Raw genomic sequence first — 26,823 nt, 5'->3', positions numbered from 1 at the left:
GGTGCCCTAAATCGACTTAGTGGTGTCGGTTCAGTCGTCCGCGACCGCCGGCGTCCGGCGGATCCCGTCGAGGCAGTCGAGCCAGTCGCGCATGTACTCGCCGCAGTGGTTGAGGAAGGCGCCGTTGTTCCACTCGGAGAAGTCCCCCTCCGCGAGCGCGTCGGCCATCGACGCGAACGCCGCCTCGAAGGAGTCCGCGTCGTCTCCCTCCCCGTCGACGACTTCCCAGACGTGTTCGTTCAGCTCCAACCCCGCCACCTCGTTCGCGAGGTCGTCGAACGTCGAGCGCGGCGCCTTGTTGTGCTCGCACAGCGGACCCCCGTTGTACACCCGCTTCCCCAGCACGTCCGCAGCGCGCTTGAGGAACAGCCCGCTCCAGATGTCGTCGAACCGGCCGACCTCCCACTCGTTGTCGTCCATCGGGAGCTGGTAGAAGGCCGGGATCACCTCGCGGCGGAAGGCGAGGTTCATCGAGCAGACGGTGAGATAGTTGCCCCGGGCGGCGACGAAGTCCTCGCCGAAGTCGTCGGCGGTCGTCCGGGTCTGCGCCTGCCCCTCTAGGTCACCGTCCATCAGGATCCGGACCGCGTCGAGGTCGGGGACGTTCGTCCACAGCCCCTGCGAGGCGACGACCTCGCCGCGCTCGATCTCGACCTCGTCCGTCTCGACCGTCTCGTCCATCGCGGAGTACGGGTAGCCGCGCGGGTACAGCCCGTGTTCGTCGGCGTTCTGGTAGAGGACGTTCACCCACTGCTCGTCGGAGCGCACGCGCTCGACGCTCCCCCCGAATGCGAGGTTCTCCATGTGACGACCGAAGTAGTCCTGATCGTCGTGCGGGAGCGTGTCGTCGTCGATGAACAACCCGTACTCGAACGTCTCGTCCGCCCACATGTACAGGAGGCCGAAGCTCGTCTCTGCGTGGCTCGCGGCCGGGACGACGTGACCGTACTCGGAAACCCCGTTGGCCTCGTACCACTCCTCGCGGCGGGTGCCGTCGAAGACCTCGCCCGACACGTCGAGGTCGTCGAGCATGGACTGCATCTCGTCGACGTCACAGAAGTCCTCGGTGACGAGTACGAAGTGGAGCCGAGACACGTCGAAGTCGTGACTGCGGGCGTTCTCGACGTACGCGCGGAGACACTCGTACTCACGAATCGTGGGGACGATCACGCAGATGTCCCCGCTCGCGGCGGGTGAACCGTGTTCTGCCATACCCCGTATTTTTTAGGTTGGCCTAAAAACTTGGCGGTCCGGCGTTCGAGGACTCGGAGTCGCCGGCGGCGTTCGGTCGGCCGGTCCCCTCCGAGCCGGCCGACGGCGAGACGTTGTACGCGAGCGCGGCCGCCCCACCGCCCGCGAGTGTCACAGCGTTTTTCAGTGCGTGGTCGACGATCGCCGCCGCGAGCGCCGTTTCGACGGGGAGCGCGGTCGTTCCGACGACGAGGCCGGTGAACGCCGCCTCGTACAGGCCGATCCCGCCCTGCGAGAGCGGGAGCACCTTCGCGAGGTTGCCCACGCTGACGGCGAGCGTCCCGACTATCAACAGCGTCGACGGCTGAACGAGTCCGCCGATCCCGCCCGCGAGCGCGGCGAGCACCAGCACGGCCGTCAGAACGTCGAGCGCCCAGACAGTCACGCTCCAGAGGAACACCGTTGTGAGACTGCGGGGATCGGCGGCGACGACGCGGACCGACGCGCCGAACCGGACCGCGGCAGCAACAGCCCGCTCCACCCGAGGGCGTGCGACGCGCTCGCGGAGGGCCGGCCCGAACCGCCGCTCGCTCCGCGCGACCGCGACGGTCGCGGCCGAGAGGAGCGCCGCGCCGCCGGCGATGACGGCCGCCGCGGTGACGGCAGTCGTCGGAGCGAGCGAGCCGACGGACGCGGTCGACTCGATCGATCGGCCGTCGAGAAGCAGGAGCGCCAGAGCGGTCCCGCCCAACGCGGCGATCGCCACGAGATCGAACGCGCGCTCGACGGCGAGCGAGGCGACGCCGGTGGGGTACGACACGTCGCGGTGCTTATTGAGCAGGTACGCACGGACCCCGTCGCCGGCTCGCGCCGGGATGACGAGGTTCGCGGTCTGACTGGCGAACACGGTCGCGGTGAGGAACCCGGTTCGGCAGCGGTGGCCCATGGCCGCGAGCACGTCGCCGTACCGTCGCCCCCTGAGCGGCCACGAGACGAGGTAGGCGACGAGCGCGGCGCCCAAAAGCGCCGGATCGGCTCCTGTCACCGCGCCGATCACCGCGCCCGCGTCGACCGTCCGAACGAGGATCGCCGCACCGACGACGAGGACGAGAAGCGTTCCGATCGCCGTGAGGCGATCACGGGAGCGGAGCCCGGCGGTCCACCGTCGCCCACCGCGATCAGTCATCGGTTCGGAGCGGTTCGGCGAGGCGTTTGACGGGGCGTGCGGCGTGCATACATTGATTTAGGTCGGCCTAAATCATATAACGGTGACGGTTCTCGTTGCGGCCGACGGAGCCGGCTCGCCCACCAAAAACCGTTTGTGTGCGTATGTCCAAATACTACACATGACCAGTCCAGAGACAGAGACCGTCCGCATGTGGCTCGTCGAACGGACGTACTCCGACGACGAGCAGAACATGGTGATACTCACCTACGCCACGACCGACGGGAAACGCTACTTCCGCAAGGAGCGCGCGCTCACGTCCTTTTCAGACGTGCGCGACACGACGGCCGCCGTCGACGCCGACCCGGCGAACGTCGGGGCAGTCGACGACCCCGACGACCGCGAGCGGTACGCGACCGAGGCCGAGCGAATGGCCCGCGCTCACGACCCCGAAGACGTGATCTGAGCGGGGACGCGGTCTCGGCCGGGTGACCGCCCGTCCGTATTTAAGCCGATACGGGCCCTACCGATCTCCGATGCGTGCGACCCTCCAGACTCTCGCGCTCGCGTCGCTGTTCGCGATCGCTCAGGGCGCGCTGCGACTCGTCGGCGTCACGGGGTTGTTCGCGCTGTCGACACCGCTGGCGTTCGCGCCGTGGACGGTCGTCACCAGCGTGTACGCGCACGGCTCGCTCGGGCACCTGCTCGCGAACGCACTCGGTCTCTTGATCGTCGGGCCGCTCGTCGAACGGCGGACGACCGTAGTCCGGTTTCACGCGTTCGTCGTGACGACCGGCGCCCTCGCCGGGATCGCACAGGTTGCCCTCGGCGCACTGATCGGGCCACCGGTCGCCGTGCTGGGACTGAGCGGCGCGGTGTTCGCGCTCGGCGGCTACCTGCTCGCCGGCAACGTCGTCAGCGCGCGGCTGTTCGATCGGCTCCGACTCTCCCCGCGGCGACAGCTCTTGCTGTTCGGAGTCGTCGCCGTGCTTCTCACCGCGACGACTGCAGCACCGGGGGTCGCGCTGATCGCACACGCGGTCGGCGCGTTCTGCGGGCTTGCCGCCGGACGGGTCGGGCTGTTGGACGTACGCTGACGAGTCCGCCGACGGTGGGCGTAGGCGGGCGGCGGGCGCGGCAGTCGGCGCCGATCGACGGCGGCGACGCTCTCGGACGATAAAAAACGAAGAGAGCGTGAAAGACGCCCTAGCGCTTAGTCTTCGAGAACGATCTCGATGCTGACGTCGTTCGGCACCTGGACGCGCATGAGCTGGCGGAGCGCGCGTTCGTCGGCGTCGATATCGATCAGACGCTTGTGGACGCGCATCTCCCAGTGTTCCCACGTCGCCGTCCCCTCACCGTCCGGGGACTTGCGCGACGGGATCTCGAGCGTCTTCGTCGGCAGCGGGATCGGGCCCGACAGGGCGACCCCCGTCGAGTCCGCGATCTCGCGGACGTCGGCGCAGATGTCGTCGAGGTCCTCGGGGCTCGTGCCGGCGAGGCGGACGCGTGCCTGCTGCATCGATTATCGCTCGTTGACTTCGAGCACCTTGCCGGCCGCGATGGTCTGACCCATGTCGCGGATGGCGAAGCTGCCGAGTTCCGGAATCTCGCCGGACGGCTCGATGCTGAGCGGTTTTTGCGGGCGCACGGTGACGACCGCGGCGTCGCCGGACTTGATGAAGTCCGGGTTCTCCTCGGCGACCTCACCGGACGAGGGGTCGATCTTCTGGTTGATCTCTTCGATCGTACAGGCGACCTGCGCCGTGTGGGCGTGGAAGACCGGCGTGTAGCCGGCGGTGATGACGCTGGGGTGCTGCATGACGACGACCTGCGCCTTGAACGTCTCGGCGACGCTCGGCGGGTCGTCGGCGGGACCACAGACGTCGCCGCGACGGATGTCGTCCTTGCCGATGCCGCGGACGTTGAATCCGACGTTGTCGCCGGGGCCGGCCTGCGGCACTTCCTCGTGGTGCATTTCGACCGTCTTCACTTCGCCGCCCACGTCGGACGGCTGGAAGGAGACGTTGTCGCCCGTGTTGAGCATCCCGGTCTCGACGCGTCCCACGGGGACGGTCCCGATACCGGAGATGGTGTACACGTCCTGGATGGGGAGTCGGAGCGGCGCGTCCGTCGGCGGCTCGGACTCCGGCAGGTCGTTGAGCGACTCCAGCAGAGTGGGGCCGTCGTACCACGGGGTGTTCTCGGACTCATCGGCGATGTTGTCGCCCTCGAACGCCGAGATCGGCACGAACGTCGTGTCGTCGGTCGCGAAGCGAACCTGGTTGAGCAGGTTCTTGACCTCTTCGACGACTTCGTTGTAGGAGGACTCCTGGTAGTCGACCAGGTCCATCTTGTTGACGCCGATGATGAGCTCGTTGATGCCCAGCGTGCGGGCCAGGAACACGTGCTCTCGGGTCTGGGGCGCGACGCCGTCGTCGGCCGCGACGACGAGCACCGCGTTGTCGGCCTGCGAGGCGCCCGTGATCATGTTCTTCACGAAGTCACGGTGGCCCGGGCAGTCGACGATGGTGAAGTAGTAGTTGTCCGTGTCGAACTCCTGGTGGGCGATGTCGATCGTGACACCACGCTCGCGCTCCTCGGCGAGGTTGTCCATCACGTAGGCGAACTCGAATCCGCCTTTGCCCTTTTCTTCGGCTTCCTCGCGGTGCTGCTCGATTACGTGCTCGGGGACGCTCCCCGTCTCGAAGAGGAGGCGACCCACGAGCGTACTCTTGCCGTGGTCGACGTGGCCGATAATGGCCAGGTTCTGGTGCGGTTTGTCACTCATGGGGTAATCACGCGCTAAGGCGCTCTGTGAGTAGGTTTCGGTAGATTCCACTAAAACGGTTTCGATACGGCCCACAGACGATCGCGACGCCGTCGGGCGATTCTCGACAACGCGGATCACGGGTAACCGACACACGGTCGGTTCCGACGGCTGCGTTCGCGGACGGTCAACCGATCTCGACGCCGGCGCGATCGCGTACGGCGCCTGGCGTTACTCAAGTCGACCGACGTCACCCAGCACCGCGCTGGCCGTCTCCGGACCGCCGGCGCCGCGACCGGAGATGTTGAGCCGACCGGCGTGGGTGGTCTCGATCTGGACGATGTTCTGCGTCCCGGACACCGCGAGCGTCCCGTTCTCGGGAACGAGCCGCGGCGCCACGCGGACCGTCTCGCCGGTCGCCTCGCCGATGAGCCGGACCGTCCGTCCGTCTTCGGCGGCGAGCCGGAGCGCGGATCCGGGCACGTCTCGGATCCCCTCGACGCTCGCGTCATCGAGCGTGAACTCGCGGGCGTCCGCGGGGTCGTCGGCCGCGCCGAACGAGAGCACGTTCGCGAGAATGACGCACTTCAGCGCCGCGTCCGTCCCGTCGACGTCGAACGAGGGGTCGGCCTCGGCGACGCCGAGGTCCTGCGCCTCCGCGAGCACGTGGTCGTAGCCCAGCCCCTCGGCGGCCATGCGCGTGAGGATGAAGTTCGCCGTCCCGTTGAGCACGCCGCGCACCGCCGTGACGTGGCCGGGCTCGATGTCTTCCACCGTCGACACCGCCGGGATGGCGCCACCGACGGTCGCTTCGAACCGAATCTCGCCGGCGCTGTCCGCGACCGCCGCCTGCAGGTCACCGAACCGCTCCGCGACCGGCCCCTTGTTCGCCAGCACGGCGTGTCGGTCCCGCTCCAGTGCCGTGGTGACGTGCGAGAAGCCCGGTTCCGCGTCGTCGAGCGTCGTCGGCGTCGCCTCGACCAGCACGTCGTAGTCGGCCGCCAGCGCGTCGGCGGGGTCGTCGTCGCCGACGATTCCCGCCTCGGCCTTCCGAGTCACCACGGCCTCGGGATCGACGCCGTCGTTCCGACCGTCCGATCCGTCCGCGACGACCGCGGTCGAGGAGTCGGCGACCGCGACGACCTCGTGGCCGTACTCCGCCGCGAGGTCGACGACGGACCGACCGACCGCGCCGGCGCCGATGACGGCGAGTCTCACGCCTCCACCCCCGTGAGCGGCTCGACCAGACGCAGGTCCTTCTCGTCGGCCAACTCCCGGACCGCCGCGAGCGCCCGCTCCGTCTCGCCCGCCCGCGCCTCCAGACGGAGGCGCGCGCTCGACGACTCCTCCGTCCCCTGCGGCGCCGCCAACGACACGTCGGCGACCGACGCCGACTCGCACGCCTCGATCCGCGAGAGCGTGTCAGACAGGTCCGTATCGATGAGGTGACCGAACAGCAGCAGCGTCACCTCCTCGGCGTACCGCTCCGTGCCGGCCTGCATCACGTTCACGCCCTCGCTCCGGAGGGCCTCGACGATCCCCTCGAAGCGCTCCTGGGTCGCCTCGAAGTCGACTTCGACCGGGATCCGACCGCGCGGGGTCTTGTTCCCGCGCTCGTGGTAGATCGACAGGAGGTTCCCCCCGTTGTCGGCGATCGGGTGAAGCGCCGCGAGGAGCTGCCCGGGCTCGTCGACGAGTTCCAGTCGAACCGTGTGCGTCGACGGCGTCGATGCGGCGTGGCCGCCGTCCGGCGACGTGTCGATCGTCTCGCCTTCTGCGGGTTCCGGGGCGCCGTCGCGAGCGTCGCTCACGCGACCACCTCCGACGCGCCGGCGGCCGGTCCGTCGGCGCTCCGCGAACGGGTCCGCTGGCACGTTCCTGTCGGCGGCGCGGAGCGGTCGCTTGCTGGCTCCGTCACGATGCGCCGAGCGGGAGTCGTGCCCGTCTGCATGTTCGAAAGAAGTCGGGCGATCCGGTATAAGCCTTCGGCGATGGCAGGCGTTGCCTCGCTGCTCGTCGTGTCAACGTGCGCCACGGGATCGTCGACCCACCGTTCGACGGCGCGGCTCAGGAGTGAACGCGACGAGAGGAGAAGCGAAAAAGCGAGACACAGCCGTCGAGACAGGAGAGGAAAGTAGTTGAAAAGGCCGCAAACCGCCGCAGAACCGCGAAAACCGCGGAAGCCGAACCGGCCGGTCGACTTAGATGTAGTCGATCGACGACGGCAGTTCGAGCTTCATCCCCTTGCGCTCGCGGATCTCCATGATCTTCTCGCGCTGGAGGTTGTCGACGAGCACGCGGAAGCCCGCGTTCTCGGTGTTCCACGAGGCGCGACCCTCGGTCGCAGAGCGGATGTCGGAGGAGAAGCCGATCATCTCCTCGACGGGCGCGATGCCCTCGACGACCATGAGGTCACCCTCCTGGTACATGTCGTCGACGCGGCCGCGACGGCCCTGGATCTCACCGGACGCGGCGCCCATGTGCTCCGAGGGGACGTCGATCCGGACGTCTTGGATCGGCTCCAGCAGGCGGACCTCGCCGTCGATCAGCGCGCGGTGGACCGCGTTGCGGACCGCGGGGATGACCTGCGCGGGACCGCGGTGGATGGTGTCCTCGTGGAGCTTCGCGTCGTGCAGCCGGAACAGCGACCCCTGGACGGGCTCGGCGGCGAGCGGCCCGTCGTCGAGGGCCTCTTGAAGGCCTTCGAGGACGAGTTCCATCGTCTCGTTGAGGTGCTGAATCCCCTTCGTGTCGTCGATGAGGATGTTGGTCCGGTGGATGTCTTCGACGTTCTGGGAGGTGTCCTTGTCCATGCCGGCCTCCTGCAGCGCCTCGCGGCGCTCCAGTTCGGGCATGTCCATCGAGACCTCGCCGAGCTGGATGGCGTCGACGATCTCCTGGGCCATCGGCTCGACCGTGATGTAGAACTTGTTGTGGCGGTTCGGCGACTGCCCCTCGACCTCGCGGGACGCCTCCTGGGGCTGCTCGCGGTAGACGACGATCGGCTCGCCGGTGATGACCGGAATGCCCTGGTTGTCGCGGATCCGCTGAGTGATCACTTCGAGGTGGAGCTCACCCTGTCCGCTGATGAGGTGCTCGCCCGTGTCCTCGTTGATCTCGATCTGGATCGTCGGGTCCTCCTTGGCGACCTGCTGGAGCGTCTCGATGAGCTTCGGCAGGTCGTCCATGTTCTGCGCCTCGACGGACTTCGTGATGACCGGCTCGGAGATGTGCTCGATCGACTCGAACGGCGTCATCTCGACGGAGGAAACCGTGGAGCCGGCGATAGCGTCGCGAAGACCGGTGACAGACGCGATGTTCCCCGCCGGGACGTGTCCCACTTCCTCGCGCTCGGACCCCATGAAGAGACCGACGCTCTGGATGCGGTTCTTGCCCGCGGTACCGGAGACGTACAGCTCTTGGCCCTTCTCCAGCGTGCCGGAGAAGACGCGACCCGTCGCGATTTCGCCCGCGTGCGGGTCCATCGAGATGTCGGTGACCATGAAGACGACCTCGCCGTCCTCGTCGACCAGCTGCATCCCCTCGGCCAACGAGGAGTCCGGGTCGCCGCGCCAGATACGCGGGACACGACGGGGCTGCGCGTCGACCGGGTTCGGGAAGTGCTCACAGACCATGTCGAGCACGACGCTCGACAGCGGCGTGCGCTCGTGAAGCTCGTCGCGCTTGTCGTTCTGTTCGAGCTCCATGATGTCGCCGAAGTCCATGCCGGTCCGCTGCATCGACGGCATCGAGACGCCCCACTTGTACAGCGCGGAGCCGAATCCGACCGTGCCCTCCTCGACGGAGACGGTCCAATCCGTGGGAATGTCGTCCATGTTCTCGGCCATCCCGCGGATGAGCTCGTTGACGTCGGCGATGACGGACAGGAGCCGCTCCTGCATCTCCTGGGGCCCCTCCTGGAGCTCGGAGATGAGGCGGTCGACCTTGTTGATGAACAGCGCCGGCTTCACGCCCTCGCGGAGCGCCTGCCGGAGCACCGTCTCCGTCTGGGGCATCGCGCCCTCAACGGCGTCGACGACCACCAGCGCGCCGTCGACCGCGCGCATCGCGCGGGTGACGTCGCCCCCGAAGTCGACGTGGCCGGGGGTGTCGATGAGGTTGATGAGGTGGTTGGTGTCGTCGTACTCGTGGGTCATCGAAACGTTTGCCGCGTCGATGGTGATACCCCGCTCCTGCTCGTCCTCCTTCGTGTCCATCGCGAGCTGCTCGCCCGCGGTGTCCTGGGAGATCATGCCGGCGCCGGCCAGCAGGTTGTCGGAGAGGGTCGTCTTCCCGTGGTCGACGTGGGCGGCGATGGCGATGTTCCGGATATGCTCCGGGTTGTCCATCAGCCGCTCGCACTCTTGAACGATCTTCTTGCGTCGGCCCATTATACCGGTTGGTACCGACAGCAGGGTCAAAAGGGTAGTGTTTCGTCGCGGCCGTTTCGCGGGGGATCACCCCCGATCGACGCCGATTTCGTGTCGATCGATCGCACGATTAGAACGAGGGGCGGTAGCACGGATCGAGACGGTGACACAGACCGCTGAGTTCGCGGCGGCGGGGTCGCCGGCCTCCACGCGGATTTAAGTGCTCCCTCGGGAACGACAGCACATGAACGAGACGCTCTCGCGGCTCGCCGACACCGGCGTCGTCGCGGTGCTGCGCGGGGTCGAAGCCGATCAGCTCATCGAGATCACCGAGGCGCTCCGCGAGGGCGGCGTCACGGCCGTCGAGATCACCGCGGACACGCCCGACGTCGCCGGGAAGCTCGGCGAGGTGACGGGCTCGTTCGGCGACGAGGTCGTCGTCGGCACCGGCACCGTCCTCGACAGCGAGACCGCGCGGACGACCCTGATGGCCGGCGCGGAGTTCGTCGTCTCGCCGAGCCTCCACGAGGACGTCATCGAGACCTGCAACCGCTACGGCGCCGTCACCGCGCCCGGCGTGATGACCCCGACCGAGGCGATCCGCGGCTACGAGGCCGGCGCCGACTTCGTGAAGGTGTTCCCCGCGAAGACGGTCGGCCCGGACCACCTCGCCGCGATGAAGGGGCCGCTCGGACAGATCCCGATGATGCCGACCGGCGGCGTCGGCCCCGGGAACGCGGCCGACTACATCGACGCCGGCGCGTTCGCCGTCGGCGCCGGCGGCGCGCTCGTCGACTACGACGCGGCCGCGCGCGGCGACTACGACGAGATCACCGAGACCGCACGCGAGTTCACGCGAGTGGTCGAAGAGGCGCGCGCAAACGACTGAGGCGTCGATCTGTTGAGGCAGCGGAATCTACTCATAAACCGACGTGGACGGCAGCAGCGGTGGCGCGCGCCTCCGAGTGACCGTTTATAAACGGCCACGAAGGAGCGCGCGAGGGAGTCGCTGGCGCCGTGGGCGCCAGCGACGAGGCTGGGGAGGCGTGAGGTGCGGTTGCCGTGCGGGGAGGAACTCGAACTGGCTGGGACGGTAGAACTGAGTACCGCGTCGATTATTTATAAACGGTCGACGGCGCCGACCAGCCGCTTATAAGCACGGAAAGCCGCGTTCCGACCTCGACCGCGTCACATGAAGTCGGCGATGCCGGACTGCTTGTTGGTGTCGTCTTCGAAGATCGACTCGAGCGACTCCTCTAACACCTTCAGCCGCTGTTTCGTGTAGGGGCGACAGCCGAATCGGTCGGCGACCTCGATGGCCGTGTCGACGTACTTGTTCACCGACCCCTGATGCACGGTGAGGTTCACCCGCCCGCCGCACTCGCGGCAGTCGCCCGACAGCGGCATCCGACGGTACTTCTCGCCGCAGTCGAGACACCGGGTCTCCTGGCGCGAAAACGCGCGGAGGTTCCCGATGATGTCCGGCAGGAAGTGGTACTCGATGACCCGCTCGGCGACGTCGGTCTCGTCGACCGCGCGGAGCTTCCGGGCCAGCTCCAGTTGCGCGTCCATCTTCTCCATCATGTCGCCGAGCGTCTTGTACGCCGAGAGATCCGGTCCCATCGCGATGTCCGTCGTGTCGTGGGTGTGATCGAACCCGTGGTATTCCTCGTCCGTCCCGAGCGTGTCCTCGCCGAGTTGGATGCGGTCCTCGACCGTCTCCGGGTCGGCCATCTCCAGCGTCGCCTCGTAGAACTCGCGCGGGTACTCGCGCACGATGTCCATGTTGTGCGCCTCGTCGTCGATCTCCGAGGGATCGATCCGTGAGGACATGACGAGCGGCGCGTCCATGCGACCGCCACGTTGGTCGGGGAGAAACTCTTTCGAGAAGTTGAGAAGTCCGTCCATGAGCAGCATCACGCAATCCTCGTCACCGTCACAATTCCGGCGTTTTGCGGCGTGGAAGTACGGATGAGCGTATCCCACCGCGGCCGACGTGAAACCCACCACTCTCCCGACAGTAGCCGCACTCGTGTGGGGGGCCATCCCGAAGACGAGTTCGCCGACGAGGTCGTCACGCTCGTTCACCTCGTAAAAGCGGGGGAGGCCGTAGAACTGCTCGAGGAGGTCGTCGACGAAGTCGGCGGTCTTCAGCATGTGCTCGGCCGCGCCGTCGGAGAGCACGATGTCTTGGACCCGCAGCTCCACGAGCTGGTCGTCGTGGCGCAGCGGCTCGCCGTCGATATCCGTCTCGTACCCGATCTCCCGGAGGTGATCGGCGGTCACGTCGAGTTCCTCGGGCCGGACCGACGTGACCGGGAGGTCGGTCATGTCGTAGCGGACCGTCCCGTCCTTGAACGAGGTGACGCCGTTCTTCGCGCGGAGGACGCCCTTCTCCATCGGCTCGGGCGTCTTGTTCCGGGAGGTGAGTCCCTGAACGCCCTTGAGGATCTCGAAGGACGCCTCGCGCTCCCCGACGTTTTCCAGCGCCGAGTGATACGCGTCGTTGACGTCGACCTCCTGGTAGGTCGCCGCGGTCNTCTCGAAGGACGCCTCGCGCTCCCCGACGTTTTCCAGCGCCGAGTGATACGCGTCGTTGACGTCGACCTCCTGGTAGGTCGCCGCGGTCACCTCCCACTCGCAGCGCGGGCACACGACGCGGCCGGACTCGTCGGGTTCACAGACGGTTCCGCAGTCACCGCACTCGTAGTGCGGGGCGGTGTGGACGCCGCAGTCCGGACACCGAGCCTGGTACGTGTGGCCGTCGCAGTCGGGGCAGACGCGGTCGGACACCTCCACCTCCAGCCGGCCGCGACGCCCCCGGTCGTCCATGGTGCGCGCGGCCTCGGCGACGTCGCGCTGCGGGCCGCCCGCCTCGTTGATCGGGAAGAGGGTGTGGACCGCGGGCGAGAGGTCGCGGCTCTCGGACTTCTCCGGGCGCCCCATCCGGTTGCCGATCCGGGTCGGCGCCCGCTCCCGTATCTCGAACGGAGCGACCTCGTTGACGGCTTTCACCGCGTTGTTCCCGTCGTCCCACGAGCGCGCCGCCGCCGAGAGGTCAGTCGACTCCCACGACTTCCGGAGCCCGTCGTCGATCCCGAGCGACCGCGCGAGCGGACGCCACGTGGGGATCCGGAGCGCGTCCGGCGTCGCGGCGTGTTCGATCAACAGCGACTCCAGCGCGTGCTGGACTGGTTCGGTTCGCTCGATCGCGAGGACGCCCTCGATCACGTCGCCGTCGGCGACCGCGTCGGCCAGCGCCTCGAACGCCGCGACCGACACGTCGTGCCAGAGGTAGGTGTACTCGGGGTGGAGCGGGCAGTCGTACTCGCGCGCCCAGTCGAGCGCCTCGTCGACGCCGGGGTGTTCGAGGTCGACGTGCGGGTCGTCCTGCATGGCCTGAACGTCCGCCCCGGCGGCCTCGAACTCCGTGACCCACCACTCGTACACGTACGACGCCGGCGCGAGCGGGTGGTTGTTCTCGACGAACTCGCCGTAGTTGACGAGGTACTCGCCGAGGTCGAGCACCTTCTCGACGCCGTTGCGCACCGCCTTCGCCTCCTCCGGGTCGTCGATGCGTCTGACCTCGCCGTTCGCGAGCCGCACCGTCGGCCCTTCGATGGAGTCGACCGGGACGACGCCGTGCGCCTTCCCCGGCCGCTCGGTCTTGATCTGCGTGCCGGCCGCGAGGAAGTCGTCGACGAGGTGCATCGTCGCCGGGTGGACCCCGCCGGTCGCGAACCCGTGGTTGCGGGCGCGACCGTAGCGAAGGCGGAACCCGCCCGCCTCGCTCGGGTGGGTGAAGACGGGACGCCCCGCGATCAGGTCCCGCAGGAACTTCTGTGCGGGTTCGGCCCGGAGGGGGCCGGCGGGCTCGTCGGGCGGAGCGTCGCCGTTCGCACCCTCGCCGCTTCCGTCACCGGTCTGTGCGCCGTCGGCGGCGCCCGCGTCGTCTCCCTCGGCCTCGCTCCCGTCGCCGGCGTCGTCCGCCGCCTCGTCGCCGTCTCCGTCGCCGTCCTTCCCGATCGTCCCGTCGATCAGGTCCTGGAGCCACGGCCAGTCGACCTCGTCGAGGTTGCGGGTGTACCGCTGGATCTTCGGCGCCTTGAGCGCGATCCCCTCGGCGGCGACGAGACACATCCCGCCGCGCGCGGAGTTGGTGTCGACCCGTTCGAGGTCGCGGAACCCCGAGACCTCCTCGTCGCCCGTCGCCTCCCCGTCCAGCATGACCGGGATGTGCTTGGCGATGAACTTCGACTCCTTGTCCTTCGGCGTGTACTGGAGCCCCGTCTCCTTGTCGTATAACGCGATCTCCTCGGCGTAGCGCTCGACCTCGATGTCTCGCGGTTTGTACTCGTCGATACCGAGCAGCGATCGGGCGTAGTCGGCGACGAGCACGGACAGCGCCTGCGCGGTCCCGCCGGCAGACCGGATCGGACCGGCGTAGTAGACGTTGACGAACTCCGTGCCGTCGTCGTTCTCCAGCAGTTCGACGCGGTCGATCCCCTCGATCGGCGCGGCGACGACGCCCTCGGTCAGCAGGGCGACGGCGGTTCGGACAGCCCCCTCGACCTTTCCGGCGCGGGAGTCGTAGTCGCCGACGGTCCCCTCGACGAAGTCGGTGACCAGCTCCAGGGCCGCCTCCTCGCGGGACATCTCGCCTTCCAGTTCGCGGACGCGCTCGGCGACCCCGTCGATCCCGAGGATGTTCTCGACGCGGTCGGCCATGTCGCGGGCGACCGGAATCTCGACTTCGGGCTTCGGGTCGTACCCCTGTCCCTTCGCGGTCTCCGCGACGTCGAGCGCCTCGTCGAGCCGCTCTTCGATCCGGGCGAAGTAGCGCTCGTCGTCCGGTCTCATCGCCGCGCGGTCCGCCTCACAGCCATAAGTCGAGATCGGTCGCGGCGTCGTGTTCGCGCTCCAGCGGCTCGGCGAACGCGCGAAGGTGGCACTCGCCCGCCCAGACCGTCGCGGAATCGAGGTGGCCCGCCAAGGCCTGTCCGCTCGGCCGCGACAACACGACGTGGGTGTGCGCGAACACGTCGCCGTCGAGCAGCGAGACGTTGCCCACGCAGGCGGCGACCTCGAGCGGCTCCTCGAAGGTCACCGACCGATACTCGGTCTCCTCCTGGTCGTAAAACCACACGTCGGCGTCTTGAACGGCGCCGAGCGCCGTGAACCAGCCCGCTTCGACGTCCTCCGCGCGGGCGAGGGACTCGATCTCCTCGCGCCAGTCGGCGCCCGTCTCGAACCGCGCGACGTACTCCGCCGTCGGTTCGACTTCCCGGTGGTGCATAGGAACCGACCACGACCGCCGGGGGCAAAAAGCCTTCAGTCGGCGCCGGTCGAGGCGCGACCGCGTTCGAGATAATTAATATAGCGAGATACAGTATATCATCAGATCGCGACGGAGCGGCAGCAACGCACGAAAACCCGCCGGAGAAGCGTCACACTACAAGATGATAGCCAAAGAGGTCGAAAAACGTCGAGGAACGTGAAAAAGCGGACCGGGCGAGACGCGCAGTTAGAACGGGGCCTGCGGGCCTTCGTCGTCGCCGTCGTCGGTCGTCTCACCGGGGAACGACGGGGACATTCCGCCGCTGCTGGTGCCGCCGAGGTCGCCGTCTGCACCGGCGCCCATGCCCGTGTCGGCGTGAACCGTCTCGATTTCGGGGATCTCTTTGACCATCCGGGACTTGATCGCCTGGATCGTCATCGGAGAAATACCGCAACCGGAGCAGGCACCACCGAGCTGGACCGTGACCTCACCCGTCTCGGCGTCGAGGTGGCTGATAGCGGCGCTCCCGCCGTGCATCTGGATCTGCGGGAAGTTGCGCCGCAGGAAGTTCGTGATCCGCTCGCGGAGGTCGTTGTCCGCGTCGGCTGTTTCCGTGCTCATGCCCGCGAGTTGGCGTTCGGCCGGCTTATGCCTTTGGATGGCCCGAACGCGACGGGCTGACTTCGCCCCGATCGTCCCGGAGCCGCTCGGGCGAGCGGTTCACTCGGGGGGGTCGACCCGCAGCGTGCGGTACAGCTCCGACTCGATCCGCTCGACGTACTCCGCTAGCGTCTCTTCGAACGTCTCGTCGTCGACGATAACGCCCTGGAGGCGCTCACGGGGGTTATCGGGGAGTTCGACGTGGAACTCGCCGTCCTCGTAGAACGGCTCCGACTCGTTGAGGACCGTCTGGTCGATCCCGTGGATCAGTTGGGAGTCGTACCGCTCGTTCATGTGGTTGAACGCGTTCTTGTACGCCCGCTGGAGCTCCTGGAAGTAGTGGACGTACTTGTCCTCGAACTTCTCGGGGTCGAACTCGTCGGCCATACCAATCGCGACGATCCGAATGGGAAAAAGCCGGTCGATCCGGCGGCCGATCGGAGGAAACCAGAGAATCAAACCCGCTGGACGGCGATCGCGAGGGAAGCGGGAGACGGCCGTCGTTAGAGAGCAAACAGGCTATAAATCGAATACCGCGATATAAAATGCCGCTGGGGGCGCCAACCCGTAGTCAATTCGCGATCGGGAGAAGGGGACTGTCGCTGGGGGACACCGGAAGCGACGGCTTCACAGGCGGGGAACACTCCGGCGCCGCGAGCGGGGTGACCAGCCGTCGATCACACGCCGTCTTCCAACCGCCGGTACCGCTCCTGAAACCGCGACAGACAGGACGGACAACAGAAGTGGTACACCTCGCCGTCGATCCGCGTCGTCTCGCCCTCGCTGTCGACGGTGTTCGAACACTCCGCGCACGTCAGCGCGAACTCGACCCCTTCGATCGAAGGCGTCCACTCAAACTCGTCGACCAGCGTGACGGCGTAGTCAGCGACCGGCACGCCGTCGAACAGCCGCCGCACCCACTCGCGGACGTTCCGTCCCTCGACGCGGGCGTACACCCGGAGGTCGCCCTCGGCGGTGACGAAGATGTGCTCAACCGCGTCGGCGTCGCGAGCGCGCTCGCGGGCCGCGTCGAGGGGATCGACGCCGTCGGTCGACGCCGCCTCGGCGGCCGCGAACTCAAGGTCGATCATCACGGGCACGCCGGCCCGCAGCATCGTTCGGTCGACGTCGAGGGTGAACCCCTCGATGACGCCGGACTCCTCCAGGCGCGTGACGCGGTCGGAGACCGCCGGCCCCGACAGTCCCACGCGCTCGCCGATCTCGCTGAATGGCCGGCGGGCGTTCGCCGCCAACAGCGACAGAATTTCGAGGTCGGTCTCGTCCAGATCTCGCATATCTCTCGATACGACACCGATACGTAAGACGGTTCGGCGGTTTCGCCTTGGAATACAAAGCGAAGTGGGCGTCAGAGCCGCGACCGCGAAGCAGAAAGCGACAAAGCGTCCCCACTCCTACCGTATCGCGTTGTGAGCCGAACTATCACCGTCGAAGGGATGTCGTGTGAACACTGCGAACAGAGCGTCACGGAGGCGCTGGAGGGGGTTTCGGGCGTTACGAGCGCGACCGCGGACCACGAGAGCGCGTCGGCGACGGTCGAGGGCGACGCCGACGTGGACGCGCTCGTCGACGCCGTGAGCGAGGCGGGCTACAATGCGTCCGCTTAATAAAAGCAAACTACAGTCGTCTCGACGACGACCGCGCTGATCCCGCCGTCTTAGCGGTTCAGCGTGTGGATCGCCTGTCCCTGCGCGTTCTCCGCGGCCTCCATCACCGCTTCCGCGAGCGTCGGGTGCGTGTGGACCGTCGCCGCCACGTCTTCGACCGTCGCGCCCATCTCGATCGCGAGCGCGACCTCCGCGATCAGCTCCGACGCCTCGGGGCCGACGATCTGCCCGCCGAGCACGAAGCCGGTCTCCTCGTCGGCGACGAGCCGGACGAACCCGTCGGTGTGGCCGGTCGTCATCGCGCGACCGGAGGCGTTGAACGGCATCTGCCCGACGACGGGGTCGAACCCGGCGTCGCCGGCTTCGGCTTCGGTCATTCCGACCGTCCCGATCTCGGGGTCGGTGAAGACGGCCGCGGGGATCGCCTGCTGGTCGAGCGCCGCGGGCTCGCCCGCGATCACTTCGGCCGCGACGATCCCCTCCTTGGAGGCCGCGTGCGCGAGCATCGGCTCGCCCGCGACGTCGCCGACGGCGTGGATGTGCTCGACGCCGGTTCGCGTCCGGTCGTCGGTCTGGATGAATCCGCGGTCGTCCGTCTCGATCCCGGCGTTCTCCAGGTCGAGCCCGTCCGTGACCGGCTGACGGCCGACCGCGACGAGGATCTTGTCGACGCTGTACGTCGACTCCTCCCCGCCCTCCGTCTCCGTCTGCAGGAGGTAGCCGCCGTCGGCGCCCTCCGACCAGCCGCTCGCGCCCTCGCCGAAGTGGAATTCGACGCCCAGCTCCTCGGCGCGCTTGCGGACGATCCGTTTCACGTCGTCCTCGTAGGGGTCGAGGATGTCGTCGAGCATCTCCACGACGGTCACCTCGGCGCCGAGCTTGGCGTACGTCGTCGCCAGCTCCATCCCGATGTACCCGCCGCCGACGATTCCGATCCGGTCCGGGACCGTCTCGGCGTCGAGCGCGTCCGCAGAGCTCCAGACGTGATCCTCGGCGAACTCGAAGCCGGGGATCTGGATCGGTCGCGAGCCCGTCGAGACGATGGCGTGCTCGAACTCGATCGACTCGGAGCCCTGCCCCTCGCCGCCGTGAGCGACGCGAACGGTGTGATCGTCGACGAACGAGGCGGTCCCCTCGACGAGGTTGACGCCGTTCGCCTTACAGAGCTTCTCGACGCCGCCCGTCAACTGGTCGACGACGCCGTCTTTCCACTCGATCATCTGTGCCATGTCGACGGCGGGGTCCGCGTGGACGCCCATGAACTCGGCGTTGCCGGCCTCGTGGGCGAGCCCGCTCCCCGTGATCAGCGCCTTCGAGGGGATGCAGCCGCGGTTCAGACAGGCGCCACCGTAGGCGTCCTTCTCGACGAGCGTCGTGTCGAGTCCCTGCTGTGCGGCGCGGATGGCGGCGACGTAGCCGCCCGGTCCCGCGCCGATGACCAGTACCTCCGTTCCGGTTGCGATGTCTCCGACGACCATTATTGAGTCAACAGTAACAGCGGGTGTTCAAGGTGTTCCATGACGGTGTTCGCGAACTCGGCCGCGACCGCGCCGTCGATGACGCGGTGATCGATCGACAGCGACAGCGGGAGCGTCGGCGCCGCGACGACCTCGCCGTCGCGGACGACCGGCCGCTCCTCGATGGCCCCCAGCCCGAGGATCGCGGTCTCGGGGTAGTTGATGATCGGCGTGGCGTACTCCCCGCCGATGGCGCCGAAGTTGGTGATGCTGAAGGTGCTTCCCTTCATTTCGGCGGGCTTGAGCTTCCGGTCGCGAGCCCGCGACGCGAGGTCGCGAACCTCCGCGGCCAGTTCGAAGAGCCCCTTCTCGTCGACGTTCTCGACGACGGGGACCATCAGCCCGGCGTCGGTCGCGACGGCGATACCGAGGTTGTACTCGCCTCGCAACACGATCTCCTCGTCGTCCTCGCGGAGTTCGCTGTTGAGGTACGGGAACTCCTTCAGCCCGGCGACGATCGCCTTCATCACGAACGGCATGTAGGTGAGGTTCACACCCGCCGCCTCGGCCTTGGGTTTCAGCCGCTCGCGCGCCTCGACGAGGGCGTCGACCTCGACGGTGTCGTGATGGGAGACGTGCGGCGCGGTGTACTTCGACCGCTCCATCTGCTCGCCGATCGTGCGGCGAACCCCGCGGTACGGGACCGTCTCGTCGACGGGCTCGGTCGCGGACGTCCCCGAATCCGAGACTGCGACCGCGTCCGCGGGCGCCGGCTCAACGTCGGCGCCACCCTCCATCGCGTCCGCGTACGCCTGCACGGCCTCGTCCGTGACGAACGCCTCGCCGTCGCGGGTCTCGTCGGTCGGGACGTCGTCGATGTCGACGTCGAGCTCGCGGGCAAGCTTGCGGGTCGCCGGAGTCGCGAGCGTCGTCTCTCGGCCGGCGGGCTCGACGGCGGTCCTCGGTTCGTCGGCGTCGGACGTGGCCGCGTCGGCGGAGGAGTCGGTACCGTCGCCCGACGCGCCGCGTTTGCTGACCGCGGACTTCCGATCGCCCGAACCGATATCGGCCGGAGCAGGACGCGGCTCCGGGGTGTCGTCCTCGGCGTGCGCCCGCACGTCGGCCTCGCTTATCCGGCCGCCCGGGCCGCTTCCGTCGACCGCGGCGACGTCGACGCCGAGCTCGCGGGCGAGTCGGCGGACCGATGGCGGCGCGAAGGTTCGACCGGACGGCACGTCGCCGTCCGGTTCGTCGGCTGGCTCGGACGCAGTGCCGTCGCCCGAGTCGGCGTCGGCTTCTCCGGAGTCTCCGGACTCGCCGTCTGTTTCGGTCTCGTCGGCCTCGCCGTCCTCGTCGACGCGGAACGAGATGATCACGTCGCCGACGGGCACGATTTCGCCCTCCTCGGCGAACAGCTCCTCGACGACCCCGTCGTACCGCGAGGGGACCTCGACGAGCGCTTTGTCCGTCTCGACCTCCGCGACGGGCTGGTCCTCCTCGACGCGGTCGCCGGGCGCGACCAGCCAGGTGACCAGTTCGCCCTCCGCGACGCCTTCGCCCACGTCGGGCAGTCTGAACTCCTTGACGGGCATGGTCAGAACTCCACCGCCTCCGTGATACCTTCCTCGATGCGAGCCGCCGTCGGGAGGTAGTAGTCCTCCAGCGCGTACAGCGGGTACGGTACGTCGAACCCGGTGACGCGAGTGACGGGCGCCTCCTGGTACAGCAGCGCCTCCTCTTGGATGATCGCCGTGATCTCCGCCGCGAGTCCCCCCGTTTTGGGCGCCTCGTGGACGACGACCGCGCGGCCGGTGGCCTCGAACGCCTCGACGATCGCCTCGCGGTCGAGCGGGGAGATCGTTCGGAGGTCGACGACCTCGCACTCGATCCCCTCCTCGGCGAGGTTCTCTGCCGCTTCGAGCGTCGGTCGCGTCATCGCGCCGTAGGTGAACACCGCGACGTCCCCGCCCTCGCGGCGCGTGGCGGCCTCTCCGATCGGAACCGTGTGCGGCCCCTCGGGAACCGCCTCACGGAACGCCCGGTAGATGAGCTTCGGTTCGAGGAAGATCACGGGGTCCGGGTCGCGGATCGACGCCGCGAGCAGCCCCTTCGCGTCGGACGGCGTCGAGGGGATAACGACCTTGAGGCCGGCCTCGTGCGCGTAGAACGCCTCCTTCGACTCGGAGTGGTGTTCCGGCGCGCGAATCCCACCGCCGTAGGGCGCGCGGAGGGTCATCGGGAGCGTGTACCGCCCGCGGCTCCGGGCGCGGAACCGGGCCATGTGCGAGACGATCTGGTCGAATCCGGGGTACATGAACCCGGAGAACTGGATCTCGGGGACCGGTTTGAGCCCCATCGCCGCCATGCCGACCGCGGCGCCGACGATGCCCGACTCCGCGAGGGGCGTGTCGACGACGCGATCGCCGCCGAACTCGTCGAACAGGCCTTCCGTCGCCCGGAAGACGCCGCCGTTCTTCCCGACGTCTTGGCCCAACACGAGGACGTCGTCGTCCTCGCGCATCTCGGTGTACAATCCGTCTCGAACCGCCTGCACTAGGGTGAGGTTCTGTGTCTCGCTCATTTATTCCTCCAAGAACGCCGCGTCGCCGTGCGTCTCGCGGAAGGCGGCGAACTCCTCGTACTGTCGCTGTAGTTCGGGCGGAAGCTCCGCGTACGCGTGCTCGAACAGCTCCCGCGGCTCCGGCCGCGCCTCGGACTCGGCCGCGTCGATGGCGTCGGCGACTCGCTGCTCGACCGTCGACGTGATCTCCGCGACGCGGTCGTCGTCCAGCACGCCCTCGGAGCGGAGGTACCCCTCCAGCCGCGGGATCGGGTCCTTCGCCTTCCAGCGTTCGACCTCGTCGTCGTCGCGGTAGACGGTGGGGTCGTCCGCGGTCGTGTGGGCGCCGAACCGGTACTGGATCGCCTCGATCAGCGTCGGGCGGGGACGGTCGGTGTCGGGGTCGCGAGCCTTCTCAACGGCCGCCTTCGTGACGCTGTAGACGGCGAGCGGGTCCATCCCGTCGACCTGCACGCCGTCGATGCCGTACGCCTCCGCCTTCTGTGCCAGCGTCGCGCTCCGGGTCTGGCGCTCGCGGGGAACGGAGATCGCCCACTGGTTGTTGTTACAGAAGAAGACGGTCGGCGTGTCGAACACGCCAGCGAAGTTGACGCCCTCGTGGAAGTCGCCCTCGCTCGTCGCGCCGTCGCCGAAGTAACAGAGGAACACCTCGTCGGTTCCGCGGAGCTTCGAGGCCCACGACGCGCCCGTCGCGTGAGGCACCTGCGACGCGATGGGGACGGCGACCGGGAAGACGTTCACGTCTTCGGGGGCCTTGTTGCCGGCCTCGTGGCCCATCCAGTAGAGTAACGTCTGTTTCAGCGGGAGCCCGCGGACGAGGGCGGCGCCGTGCTCGCGGTACGAGGGCACCATCCAGTCGTCTTCCGCGAGCGCCGCCGCGGAGCCGATCTGGGCGCCTTCCTGTCCCGACAGCGGGGGGTACGTCCCCATCCGCCCCTGTCGCTGGAGGCTCACCGCTCGTCCGTCGAAGTGACGGGCGAGCCGCATATGCCGGTACATGTCGACGAGCTCCTCGTCGTCGAGGTCGGGGACGTCGCCGACGACCTGGCCGTCCTCGTCGAGCACGCGGACCGGATCGTCGTACGCTCTGTCGAATACGCTCACGGTCGGACCCACCTGTTCATGTCCAAACGGTTCGGCGCCCGGGTAATATTGTTTTCGTAAATAATTTATTATAGTCAGAAATCGGAGTGACGACTAAGTAACTGTCCAGCGGCCCGGGAGAGAATTAGACGATGGCGAAGTATATCTCGGTTGTCCGGCAATATTTTCGTCGACATCGGCGTTTCCTCGGATAGTAACGGACAAACAGGACAGTTTCTCATCGGATCGGAACTGCGGCCGTCGCGAGCGCGGATTGCGAGGACGGTCACGGGCGACCGATGAAACTCACGGTCGACCGGTGAACCGGTCAGTGGCGGACGGTTCGGCGAATCCGGATCGGCGAATCCGAATCGGCCGAAAAAGCGGCACAGAGGCTATCCGAGTCGGAAGGAGGGTTCGTCGGGCTCGCCGTCGAGGTCCTCCAACTGGATCACGTCGTCGTCGCCGTCCTCAAGCTGCTCGCGGAGGTAGTTGACGTACCGTTTGTGCTCTTCTAACTGCTCGCGGAGGTGGTCCGCTTCGAGCTCCAGCCGCTCGTGTTCGCGCACGAAGCTCTTCGGGACCTCGATTTTCGGGGGGAACGACGCGCCGCTCCCGTCCATGTTCTCGAGTTCGGCCTCCGGAACGACCCGGACCTGTCCGTCGTGGGCAACGAGCGTTTCCACGTAGTCCCGGAAGACCGCCGACAGCGAGATGTCTCGCTCCTCGGCGATGTCGCGGAGGGTCTCGAACGCGTCCTCGTTGACGCGGAACGAGATCGTCTTGTTCTTGTTGCCCATACCGGACCGTTCGTCCGGCAAAATACTTAAACGTTTGTCAGACAGTCGCAGGATTGATATTGGGTCCCGAGCGCAGACGCGCCCGGCCCGCATTTCCCGGAAGGACTACCGTTCCGGCGCGGACGGGTTACGGTTCCGGCGCGCCCGCGGAGTCCGTCGCGTCGACCGCACCGCCGGCGGAGTCGCCGGTTTCGGCGGCTTCGTCGTCAGCGGATTCGCCCTCGGCGGCCGCGTCGCCGGCGAGTTCGTCGCCGGCGCCGTCGTCGAGGTCTTCGAGCGCCGACAGCGCCGCGGCCTCGTACGTTTGCGGGTCCAGATCGTACTCCTCGCGGGCCATCCGCGCGTACTCGTTCCCGTCGTCGAAGGCGGCGACGCGCTCGATCGTTCGACGCGCGGTCTCCGCGACCCACCGGTCACGGGTGTCGGCGTCGACTTCGGTGATCGACTCGGGGCGGACCGAGACGCGGACCGTCCCGTCGTCCGTCTCGTACGTCCGGGGTTTCCCGACGACCGCGACGTAGGCGGGCGGCTCCAGATCGCGGAGCTTCGAGGCGGCCTCGGGCTGGTACTGCCCGGCGTACACGAAGAACGTGCCCGTCGGGTCGACGATGCGGCCGCGCCAGTACTCGGACTCCTCGCCGACGTCCTCCTTCTCGGTGAGGGTGCCGACGAAGAACACGCGGTTCGCCGACTCGCCCGTCGGGAGCAGGAGGTAGACGGGAGCGCGCTCGTCGTCCGACTCGGTGAACGTGAAGCCGGCGTCGTTGAATTCGCTCGCGAACACGCGCCGGGCGACCTCTCGGGTGGGGGCAGACTGACTCATTTTAAATCGACCTCGCTTCGATCAGCGCAGTTTCAACGTCGACGGCACCGGGGTTCTCCATCTCGTCGACCAGGACGTACCGGCCGAAGGTGGGGCCGGTGACGCGGTAGTACCGCCCGAGCACGTCGTCGGCCATCTCCTCGGCGACGACGGTGGTGTCGAGCGCGTCCATCGCCATGTCTTTGGCCTCCTCTAAGCCCATCCCGGTGAGCTCCTCGGTGGCCTCCCGGTCGAAGATGACCTCGGTGACGGTCTCGCCGTCGTCCAGCACGCCCTTGATCCGGAGGTCGAACTCGCCTTCGACCTGGCCGTGCTCGGAGCACCGCCCGTTCTGGAGGACGCGGGTGCAGTCCTCCTCGGGACAGCGCTTTATCAGTCCGGAGCCGGACTGGATGTCGACGAGGGCGCCCTCGACGGTGTCGGCGTTGTCGCCGACCTCGATCTCCTCGTCGAGCTCCGTGATCTGCGTCGTCCGGTTGAGCTTCACCGAGTAGTTGCCCTCGTACTCGTCGGTGACGACGTTCGAGAGCTCGTAGCACGCGCCCTCGTCCAGCTCGGGCAGCTCCGAGGTCTTGAACGAGACGAACTTGATCGTGCCGGACTCGTCGCCGACGAGCCCGACCTGCGAGATCGAGTCGCTGCGAGGCTCCCAGAGGTCGACCAGTTTCACACGCAGGTCGACCCACTGTTCGTCCTCGTCGATGTCGTTGACGAGCACCGACTCGCTGCCGCCGCGGCCGAGCTCGTCGCGCTCCATGCCGGCGTCTTCGAGGTAGCTGTTGGTGACGCTCCGGCGCGCCTCGTCGAGCGGGACGCGGTACTCGTCGACGAGCGTTTCTAACCGCTCTTCGACGTCGTCGGCGTCGACATCGAGGTGGTCCGAGAACTGTTCCGCTATCGCTTCCGCTTCCTGTCGCAGTTCGCTCATTGGGTGTCTCCGCCTCCGGTCGTGTTTCAATGGGAGGCGTACGACGGTTGGTTCCTCACGGTATTAAAAATCCCGCAACCGCGGTGAAAGTGGACGAATTATCGGCGAACAGCCGCTCTCCGGGCGAGTTCGCGATCGGGACGGCGCGCCGCCGTCCCGCCCCGCGGCCGTCGCGTCTGACGCTCGTCAGCCGGACGCGGGCTTCGTTTCAAGTGGAACGGTACCGCGTGAAGCACTCGCACGTGACGCGGAGCCGAGCGAGCGGGAGTCAGCTTTCGAACCGCCACCGCGGCGGCCGCCAAGCGCGCGATAGCTTATAAATAGACGAGCGGAGACCGTCGGTGTCGGCTCGCGTCGCCGGCAACGGACCTATATCCCGAGCGCCGAAACGGGACGTATGGACGACCGGCTCGAACGCGTTATCCGCCAACAGCTCCGAAAGGCGGGCAAGCAGTTCGAGGAAGCGAAGCGGGCGTACGCCGAGGGGCGCGACGATCCCGACGGCGACGGCTCGGGCGTCGATCGCTACGATCTCCCCGCGGACGAGTCGGGTCGGGCGCGAATCGTCTGTCGCCGGCACGCGGAGCGACGGTCGGTCGCGGTCGACGCAGAGGGGCGCCCGAGCTGTTTCGACCCCGGGCACCCCGACTGCGAGGGATGCGCGGAGGACATCCGAGAAGGGTTCGTGGAGACGTGGTGACGCGATAGGGACCCGGAGACGGCCCGGAGACGGCCCGGAGACGGCTCGGAGACGACCCGGTGACGACCCGGTGACGACCCGACGACTGCCCGGTGACGACCCGACGACTGCCCGGTGGCGGCAGGGAAACGAGAGATCACACCGACCCAAACACGTTTTTAGCCGGCTCCCCTCCGCGGGATCATGCAGCGGAACACGGTGATCGTCGCGCTCCTCGTCGTCGTCGGCGTCGGGCTCGCGCTCTCCGGATTCTTCGACGCCGGAGGGACGGAGCCGCCGGCCCCCGCGATCGACGACGACGCGCTCATGGAGGTCGACGGCGACTACCGAGTCTGGCCGTACACGAGCCGGACCACCGCGGAGGGCGGTCGAACGCTCGCGATCAACGTCGTCTTTCACGCCGACGGCGAGACGGTTCGCGAGGCGCTCGAGGGACAGCCGGAGACGGACTGGCGCGAGACCGACGACGCGGAGGCCCACGCGGACCCCGAGGACGTCCGCGAAATCGTCACCCGCGACTGGGAAGACGCTCACAGCTCGACCCGCTACGCGTACTTCCGGGGGCCCGACAGCGGCGTCTGGATGACCGAGTCGTTCGAACGCCACGACGGCGCGTACCTCGGCTCGCGGGACCACATCCGGGCGTACGAGTCCCCCGACGGCGCCTACACCGCGGTCCAAGTCCACGAGGAGTACTACGACTGGTTCCGGCTCCGACACACGGTTCCCGACATCAACGACCCCGCGGTGCGGCTCGAAGACGACTTCATCGACAACGACGGCGCCGAGGCGGTCAGCCGCGAGTACCGCGGGATCGAAGGGGGGATGAGCGACGGCTGGATATCGGTCATCGAACTCGCGCTGCTCGTCCCGCTGGCCGGCGCGCTGCTCGGTCGACGGACGAGGGCCGCTGCGGTCGAGTTGGCACACCGCGTGCGTCGCGAAGGCGCGCGGCACGCCGACGCCGCCCTGCTCGGGGTCGCGCTCGCGGCGGTGTTAGTCGGGATCCGGGTCGCCGGCGTGGCGCTGGAGACCTCCTACCCGGCGCTGCCGCCGAAAGCGATCGCTGCCCCCCTCTACCTCGGTATCGCCGTCGGACTCCCCGCGCTGGTCGTCAGCGGGGTGGAGCGGGCCGATCCGACGGCCGCGTTCCTCGGCGTGACCGTCGGACTCGGCACGGGCTTCGTCGTCGATTTCGCCGCGCTCGGCGTCGCGATTCCGCCCGAACTGATGGTCCATCGCATCGCCGTGTTGGCCGCGCTGGGAATCATCGCGGTCGGGCGAGCGGCCGACGACGACCCCGTGCTCATCGTCGGCGTCCTCGCGTGGGGCGTCGGGCTGTTGTTACCGCTCGCGGACGTGATCTGATCTTGGTTTCGACACGAGAACGGT

General features: G+C 67.9%; 25 protein-coding genes. 6 read left to right on the top strand and 19 right to left on the bottom strand.

Going from position 1 to position 26,823, the window contains the following annotated elements; genetic code table 11:
- Positions 1 to 30 precede the first annotated feature (30 nt).
- Entirely contained in the window at positions 31 to 1,212 is a 1,182-nt protein-coding gene (locus C461_RS13720; RefSeq protein WP_008002217.1) for a hypothetical protein, read from the bottom strand.
- A gap of 22 nt (positions 1,213 to 1,234) precedes the next feature.
- Positions 1,235 to 2,377: a lysylphosphatidylglycerol synthase transmembrane domain-containing protein gene (locus tag C461_RS13715; protein WP_008002215.1), complete on the bottom strand. Its 1,143-nt coding sequence runs from the start codon at positions 2,375 to 2,377 to the stop codon at positions 1,235 to 1,237.
- A 160-nt stretch (positions 2,378 to 2,537) separates the two neighbouring features.
- Here C461_RS13715 and C461_RS13710 point away from each other — a divergent pair, with 160 nt between their 5' ends.
- Positions 2,538 to 2,822 carry a hypothetical protein gene (locus C461_RS13710; RefSeq protein ID WP_049906689.1) on the top strand — a complete coding sequence of 95 codons (285 nt, stop codon included), beginning with the start codon at positions 2,538 to 2,540 and terminating at the stop codon, positions 2,820 to 2,822.
- 70 nt (positions 2,823 to 2,892) lie between these two features.
- A complete protein-coding gene (locus tag C461_RS13705) occupies positions 2,893 to 3,453 on the top strand; it encodes a rhomboid family intramembrane serine protease (RefSeq protein WP_008002211.1) in 561 nt (186 codons plus the stop codon).
- Between the two features lie 116 nt (positions 3,454 to 3,569).
- Here C461_RS13705 and rpsJ read toward each other — a convergent pair whose 3' ends face one another.
- From rpsJ to C461_RS13680, 5 genes are all read right to left on the bottom strand, one after another.
- Positions 3,570 to 3,878, bottom strand: a complete 309-nt coding sequence (gene rpsJ / locus C461_RS13700; protein ID WP_008002209.1) for a 30S ribosomal protein S10 — start codon at positions 3,876 to 3,878, stop codon at positions 3,570 to 3,572.
- Positions 3,879 to 3,881: 3 nt separating this feature from the next.
- Entirely contained in the window at positions 3,882 to 5,147 is a 1,266-nt protein-coding gene (gene tuf, locus C461_RS13695; RefSeq protein ID WP_008002207.1) for a translation elongation factor EF-1 subunit alpha, read from the bottom strand.
- 210 nt (positions 5,148 to 5,357) lie between these two features.
- Positions 5,358 to 6,344: a homoserine dehydrogenase gene (locus C461_RS13690; protein WP_008002206.1), complete on the bottom strand. Its 987-nt coding sequence runs from the start codon at positions 6,342 to 6,344 to the stop codon at positions 5,358 to 5,360.
- Positions 6,341 to 6,937, bottom strand: a complete 597-nt coding sequence (locus C461_RS13685) for an amino acid-binding protein (RefSeq protein WP_049906687.1) — start codon at positions 6,935 to 6,937, stop codon at positions 6,341 to 6,343. Before C461_RS13685 ends, C461_RS13690 begins: the two co-directional genes overlap by 4 nt.
- Before the next feature lie 390 nt (positions 6,938 to 7,327).
- Positions 7,328 to 9,517 (bottom strand): elongation factor EF-2, encoded by a 2,190-nt coding sequence (locus C461_RS13680; RefSeq protein ID WP_008002202.1) that lies wholly within the window; start codon positions 9,515 to 9,517, stop codon positions 7,328 to 7,330.
- Positions 9,518 to 9,740: 223 nt separating this feature from the next.
- Between C461_RS13680 and C461_RS13675 the strand changes: the two genes are divergently transcribed.
- Positions 9,741 to 10,385, top strand: coding sequence for a bifunctional 4-hydroxy-2-oxoglutarate aldolase/2-dehydro-3-deoxy-phosphogluconate aldolase (locus C461_RS13675; RefSeq protein WP_008002201.1), 645 nt, complete (start codon positions 9,741 to 9,743; stop codon positions 10,383 to 10,385).
- A 299-nt stretch (positions 10,386 to 10,684) separates the two neighbouring features.
- On the opposite strand, the gene polC is transcribed toward C461_RS13675, so the two are convergent.
- The 5 genes from polC to C461_RS13650 form a co-directional block, all read right to left on the bottom strand.
- Positions 10,685 to 14,356 (bottom strand): DNA polymerase II large subunit, encoded by a 3,672-nt coding sequence (gene polC / locus C461_RS13670; protein ID WP_008002199.1) that lies wholly within the window; start codon positions 14,354 to 14,356, stop codon positions 10,685 to 10,687.
- A gap of 16 nt (positions 14,357 to 14,372) precedes the next feature.
- On the bottom strand, positions 14,373 to 14,792 hold the full coding sequence (locus C461_RS13665; RefSeq protein ID WP_008002197.1) for a PPC domain-containing DNA-binding protein: 420 nt from the start codon (positions 14,790 to 14,792) through the stop codon (positions 14,373 to 14,375).
- A 228-nt stretch (positions 14,793 to 15,020) separates the two neighbouring features.
- Positions 15,021 to 15,395, bottom strand: coding sequence for a NifU family protein (locus tag C461_RS13660; protein ID WP_008002195.1), 375 nt, complete (start codon positions 15,393 to 15,395; stop codon positions 15,021 to 15,023).
- 99 nt (positions 15,396 to 15,494) lie between these two features.
- A complete protein-coding gene (locus tag C461_RS13655) occupies positions 15,495 to 15,821 on the bottom strand; it encodes a DUF5783 family protein (protein WP_008002193.1) in 327 nt (108 codons plus the stop codon).
- Between the two features lie 290 nt (positions 15,822 to 16,111).
- Positions 16,112 to 16,729 (bottom strand): AsnC family transcriptional regulator, encoded by a 618-nt coding sequence (locus C461_RS13650; RefSeq protein WP_008002191.1) that lies wholly within the window; start codon positions 16,727 to 16,729, stop codon positions 16,112 to 16,114.
- 132 nt (positions 16,730 to 16,861) lie between these two features.
- Here C461_RS13650 and C461_RS13645 point away from each other — a divergent pair, with 132 nt between their 5' ends.
- A complete protein-coding gene (locus tag C461_RS13645) occupies positions 16,862 to 17,059 on the top strand; it encodes a heavy-metal-associated domain-containing protein (RefSeq protein ID WP_008002189.1) in 198 nt (65 codons plus the stop codon).
- A gap of 50 nt (positions 17,060 to 17,109) precedes the next feature.
- Here C461_RS13645 and lpdA read toward each other — a convergent pair whose 3' ends face one another.
- The 7 genes from lpdA to C461_RS13610 form a co-directional block, all read right to left on the bottom strand.
- On the bottom strand, positions 17,110 to 18,537 hold the full coding sequence (lpdA, locus tag C461_RS13640; RefSeq protein WP_008002187.1) for a dihydrolipoyl dehydrogenase: 1,428 nt from the start codon (positions 18,535 to 18,537) through the stop codon (positions 17,110 to 17,112).
- Positions 18,537 to 20,108: a 2-oxo acid dehydrogenase subunit E2 gene (locus C461_RS13635; protein ID WP_008002185.1), complete on the bottom strand. Its 1,572-nt coding sequence runs from the start codon at positions 20,106 to 20,108 to the stop codon at positions 18,537 to 18,539. The genes lpdA and C461_RS13635 overlap by 1 nt, the downstream gene beginning before the upstream one ends.
- 2 nt (positions 20,109 to 20,110) lie before the next feature.
- A complete protein-coding gene (locus C461_RS13630; protein WP_008002183.1) occupies positions 20,111 to 21,097 on the bottom strand; it encodes an alpha-ketoacid dehydrogenase subunit beta in 987 nt (328 codons plus the stop codon).
- A complete protein-coding gene (pdhA, locus tag C461_RS13625) occupies positions 21,098 to 22,201 on the bottom strand; it encodes a pyruvate dehydrogenase (acetyl-transferring) E1 component subunit alpha (RefSeq protein ID WP_008002181.1) in 1,104 nt (367 codons plus the stop codon).
- Positions 22,202 to 22,575: 374 nt separating this feature from the next.
- Positions 22,576 to 22,980, bottom strand: a complete 405-nt coding sequence (locus C461_RS13620; protein ID WP_008002178.1) for a hypothetical protein — start codon at positions 22,978 to 22,980, stop codon at positions 22,576 to 22,578.
- A 127-nt stretch (positions 22,981 to 23,107) separates the two neighbouring features.
- Positions 23,108 to 23,803: an RPA family protein gene (locus tag C461_RS13615; RefSeq protein ID WP_008002176.1), complete on the bottom strand. Its 696-nt coding sequence runs from the start codon at positions 23,801 to 23,803 to the stop codon at positions 23,108 to 23,110.
- A gap of 1 nt (position 23,804) precedes the next feature.
- Complete coding sequence (locus C461_RS13610) at positions 23,805 to 24,731, bottom strand: hypothetical protein (protein ID WP_008002173.1); 927 nt, start codon at positions 24,729 to 24,731, stop codon at positions 23,805 to 23,807.
- Between the two features lie 397 nt (positions 24,732 to 25,128).
- Here C461_RS13610 and C461_RS13605 point away from each other — a divergent pair, with 397 nt between their 5' ends.
- Both C461_RS13605 and C461_RS13600 read left to right on the top strand, forming a co-directional pair.
- On the top strand, positions 25,129 to 25,431 hold the full coding sequence (locus tag C461_RS13605) for a DUF7091 family protein (RefSeq protein WP_008002171.1): 303 nt from the start codon (positions 25,129 to 25,131) through the stop codon (positions 25,429 to 25,431).
- A gap of 183 nt (positions 25,432 to 25,614) precedes the next feature.
- Positions 25,615 to 26,799 (top strand): hypothetical protein, encoded by a 1,185-nt coding sequence (locus C461_RS13600; RefSeq protein ID WP_008002169.1) that lies wholly within the window; start codon positions 25,615 to 25,617, stop codon positions 26,797 to 26,799.
- Positions 26,800 to 26,823 lie beyond the last annotated feature (24 nt).

Origin of the sequence: Halorubrum aidingense JCM 13560 (genome assembly GCF_000336995.1) — an archaeon.
GTDB classification, from domain to species: domain Archaea; phylum Halobacteriota; class Halobacteria; order Halobacteriales; family Haloferacaceae; genus Halorubrum; species Halorubrum aidingense.
This window is presented reverse-complemented; position numbering and strand designations above follow the sequence as displayed.

What these genes read in the sequence shown, in the direction of transcription:
- C461_RS13720 (WP_008002217.1), bottom strand. Translation starts at nt 1,212, where the DNA reads ATGGCAGAACACGGTTCACCCGCCGCGAGCGGGGACATCTGCGTGATC.
- C461_RS13715 (WP_008002215.1), bottom strand. Translation starts at nt 2,377, where the DNA reads ATGACTGATCGCGGTGGGCGACGGTGGACCGCCGGGCTCCGCTCCCGT.
- C461_RS13710 (WP_049906689.1), top strand. Translation starts at nt 2,538, where the DNA reads ATGACCAGTCCAGAGACAGAGACCGTCCGCATGTGGCTCGTCGAACGG.
- C461_RS13705 (WP_008002211.1), top strand. Translation starts at nt 2,893, where the DNA reads ATGCGTGCGACCCTCCAGACTCTCGCGCTCGCGTCGCTGTTCGCGATC.
- rpsJ (WP_008002209.1), bottom strand. Translation starts at nt 3,878, where the DNA reads ATGCAGCAGGCACGCGTCCGCCTCGCCGGCACGAGCCCCGAGGACCTC.
- tuf (WP_008002207.1), bottom strand. Translation starts at nt 5,147, where the DNA reads ATGAGTGACAAACCGCACCAGAACCTGGCCATTATCGGCCACGTCGAC.
- C461_RS13680 (WP_008002202.1), bottom strand. Translation starts at nt 9,517, where the DNA reads ATGGGCCGACGCAAGAAGATCGTTCAAGAGTGCGAGCGGCTGATGGAC.
- C461_RS13675 (WP_008002201.1), top strand. Translation starts at nt 9,741, where the DNA reads ATGAACGAGACGCTCTCGCGGCTCGCCGACACCGGCGTCGTCGCGGTG.
- C461_RS13665 (WP_008002197.1), bottom strand. Translation starts at nt 14,792, where the DNA reads ATGCACCACCGGGAAGTCGAACCGACGGCGGAGTACGTCGCGCGGTTC.
- C461_RS13660 (WP_008002195.1), bottom strand. Translation starts at nt 15,395, where the DNA reads ATGAGCACGGAAACAGCCGACGCGGACAACGACCTCCGCGAGCGGATC.
- C461_RS13655 (WP_008002193.1), bottom strand. Translation starts at nt 15,821, where the DNA reads ATGGCCGACGAGTTCGACCCCGAGAAGTTCGAGGACAAGTACGTCCAC.
- C461_RS13650 (WP_008002191.1), bottom strand. Translation starts at nt 16,729, where the DNA reads ATGCGAGATCTGGACGAGACCGACCTCGAAATTCTGTCGCTGTTGGCG.
- lpdA (WP_008002187.1), bottom strand. Translation starts at nt 18,537, where the DNA reads ATGGTCGTCGGAGACATCGCAACCGGAACGGAGGTACTGGTCATCGGC.
- C461_RS13635 (WP_008002185.1), bottom strand. Translation starts at nt 20,108, where the DNA reads ATGCCCGTCAAGGAGTTCAGACTGCCCGACGTGGGCGAAGGCGTCGCG.
- C461_RS13630 (WP_008002183.1), bottom strand. Translation starts at nt 21,097, where the DNA reads ATGAGCGAGACACAGAACCTCACCCTAGTGCAGGCGGTTCGAGACGGA.
- C461_RS13620 (WP_008002178.1), bottom strand. Translation starts at nt 22,980, where the DNA reads ATGGGCAACAAGAACAAGACGATCTCGTTCCGCGTCAACGAGGACGCG.
- C461_RS13615 (WP_008002176.1), bottom strand. Translation starts at nt 23,803, where the DNA reads ATGAGTCAGTCTGCCCCCACCCGAGAGGTCGCCCGGCGCGTGTTCGCG.
- C461_RS13610 (WP_008002173.1), bottom strand. Translation starts at nt 24,731, where the DNA reads ATGAGCGAACTGCGACAGGAAGCGGAAGCGATAGCGGAACAGTTCTCG.
- C461_RS13605 (WP_008002171.1), top strand. Translation starts at nt 25,129, where the DNA reads ATGGACGACCGGCTCGAACGCGTTATCCGCCAACAGCTCCGAAAGGCG.
- C461_RS13600 (WP_008002169.1), top strand. Translation starts at nt 25,615, where the DNA reads ATGCAGCGGAACACGGTGATCGTCGCGCTCCTCGTCGTCGTCGGCGTC.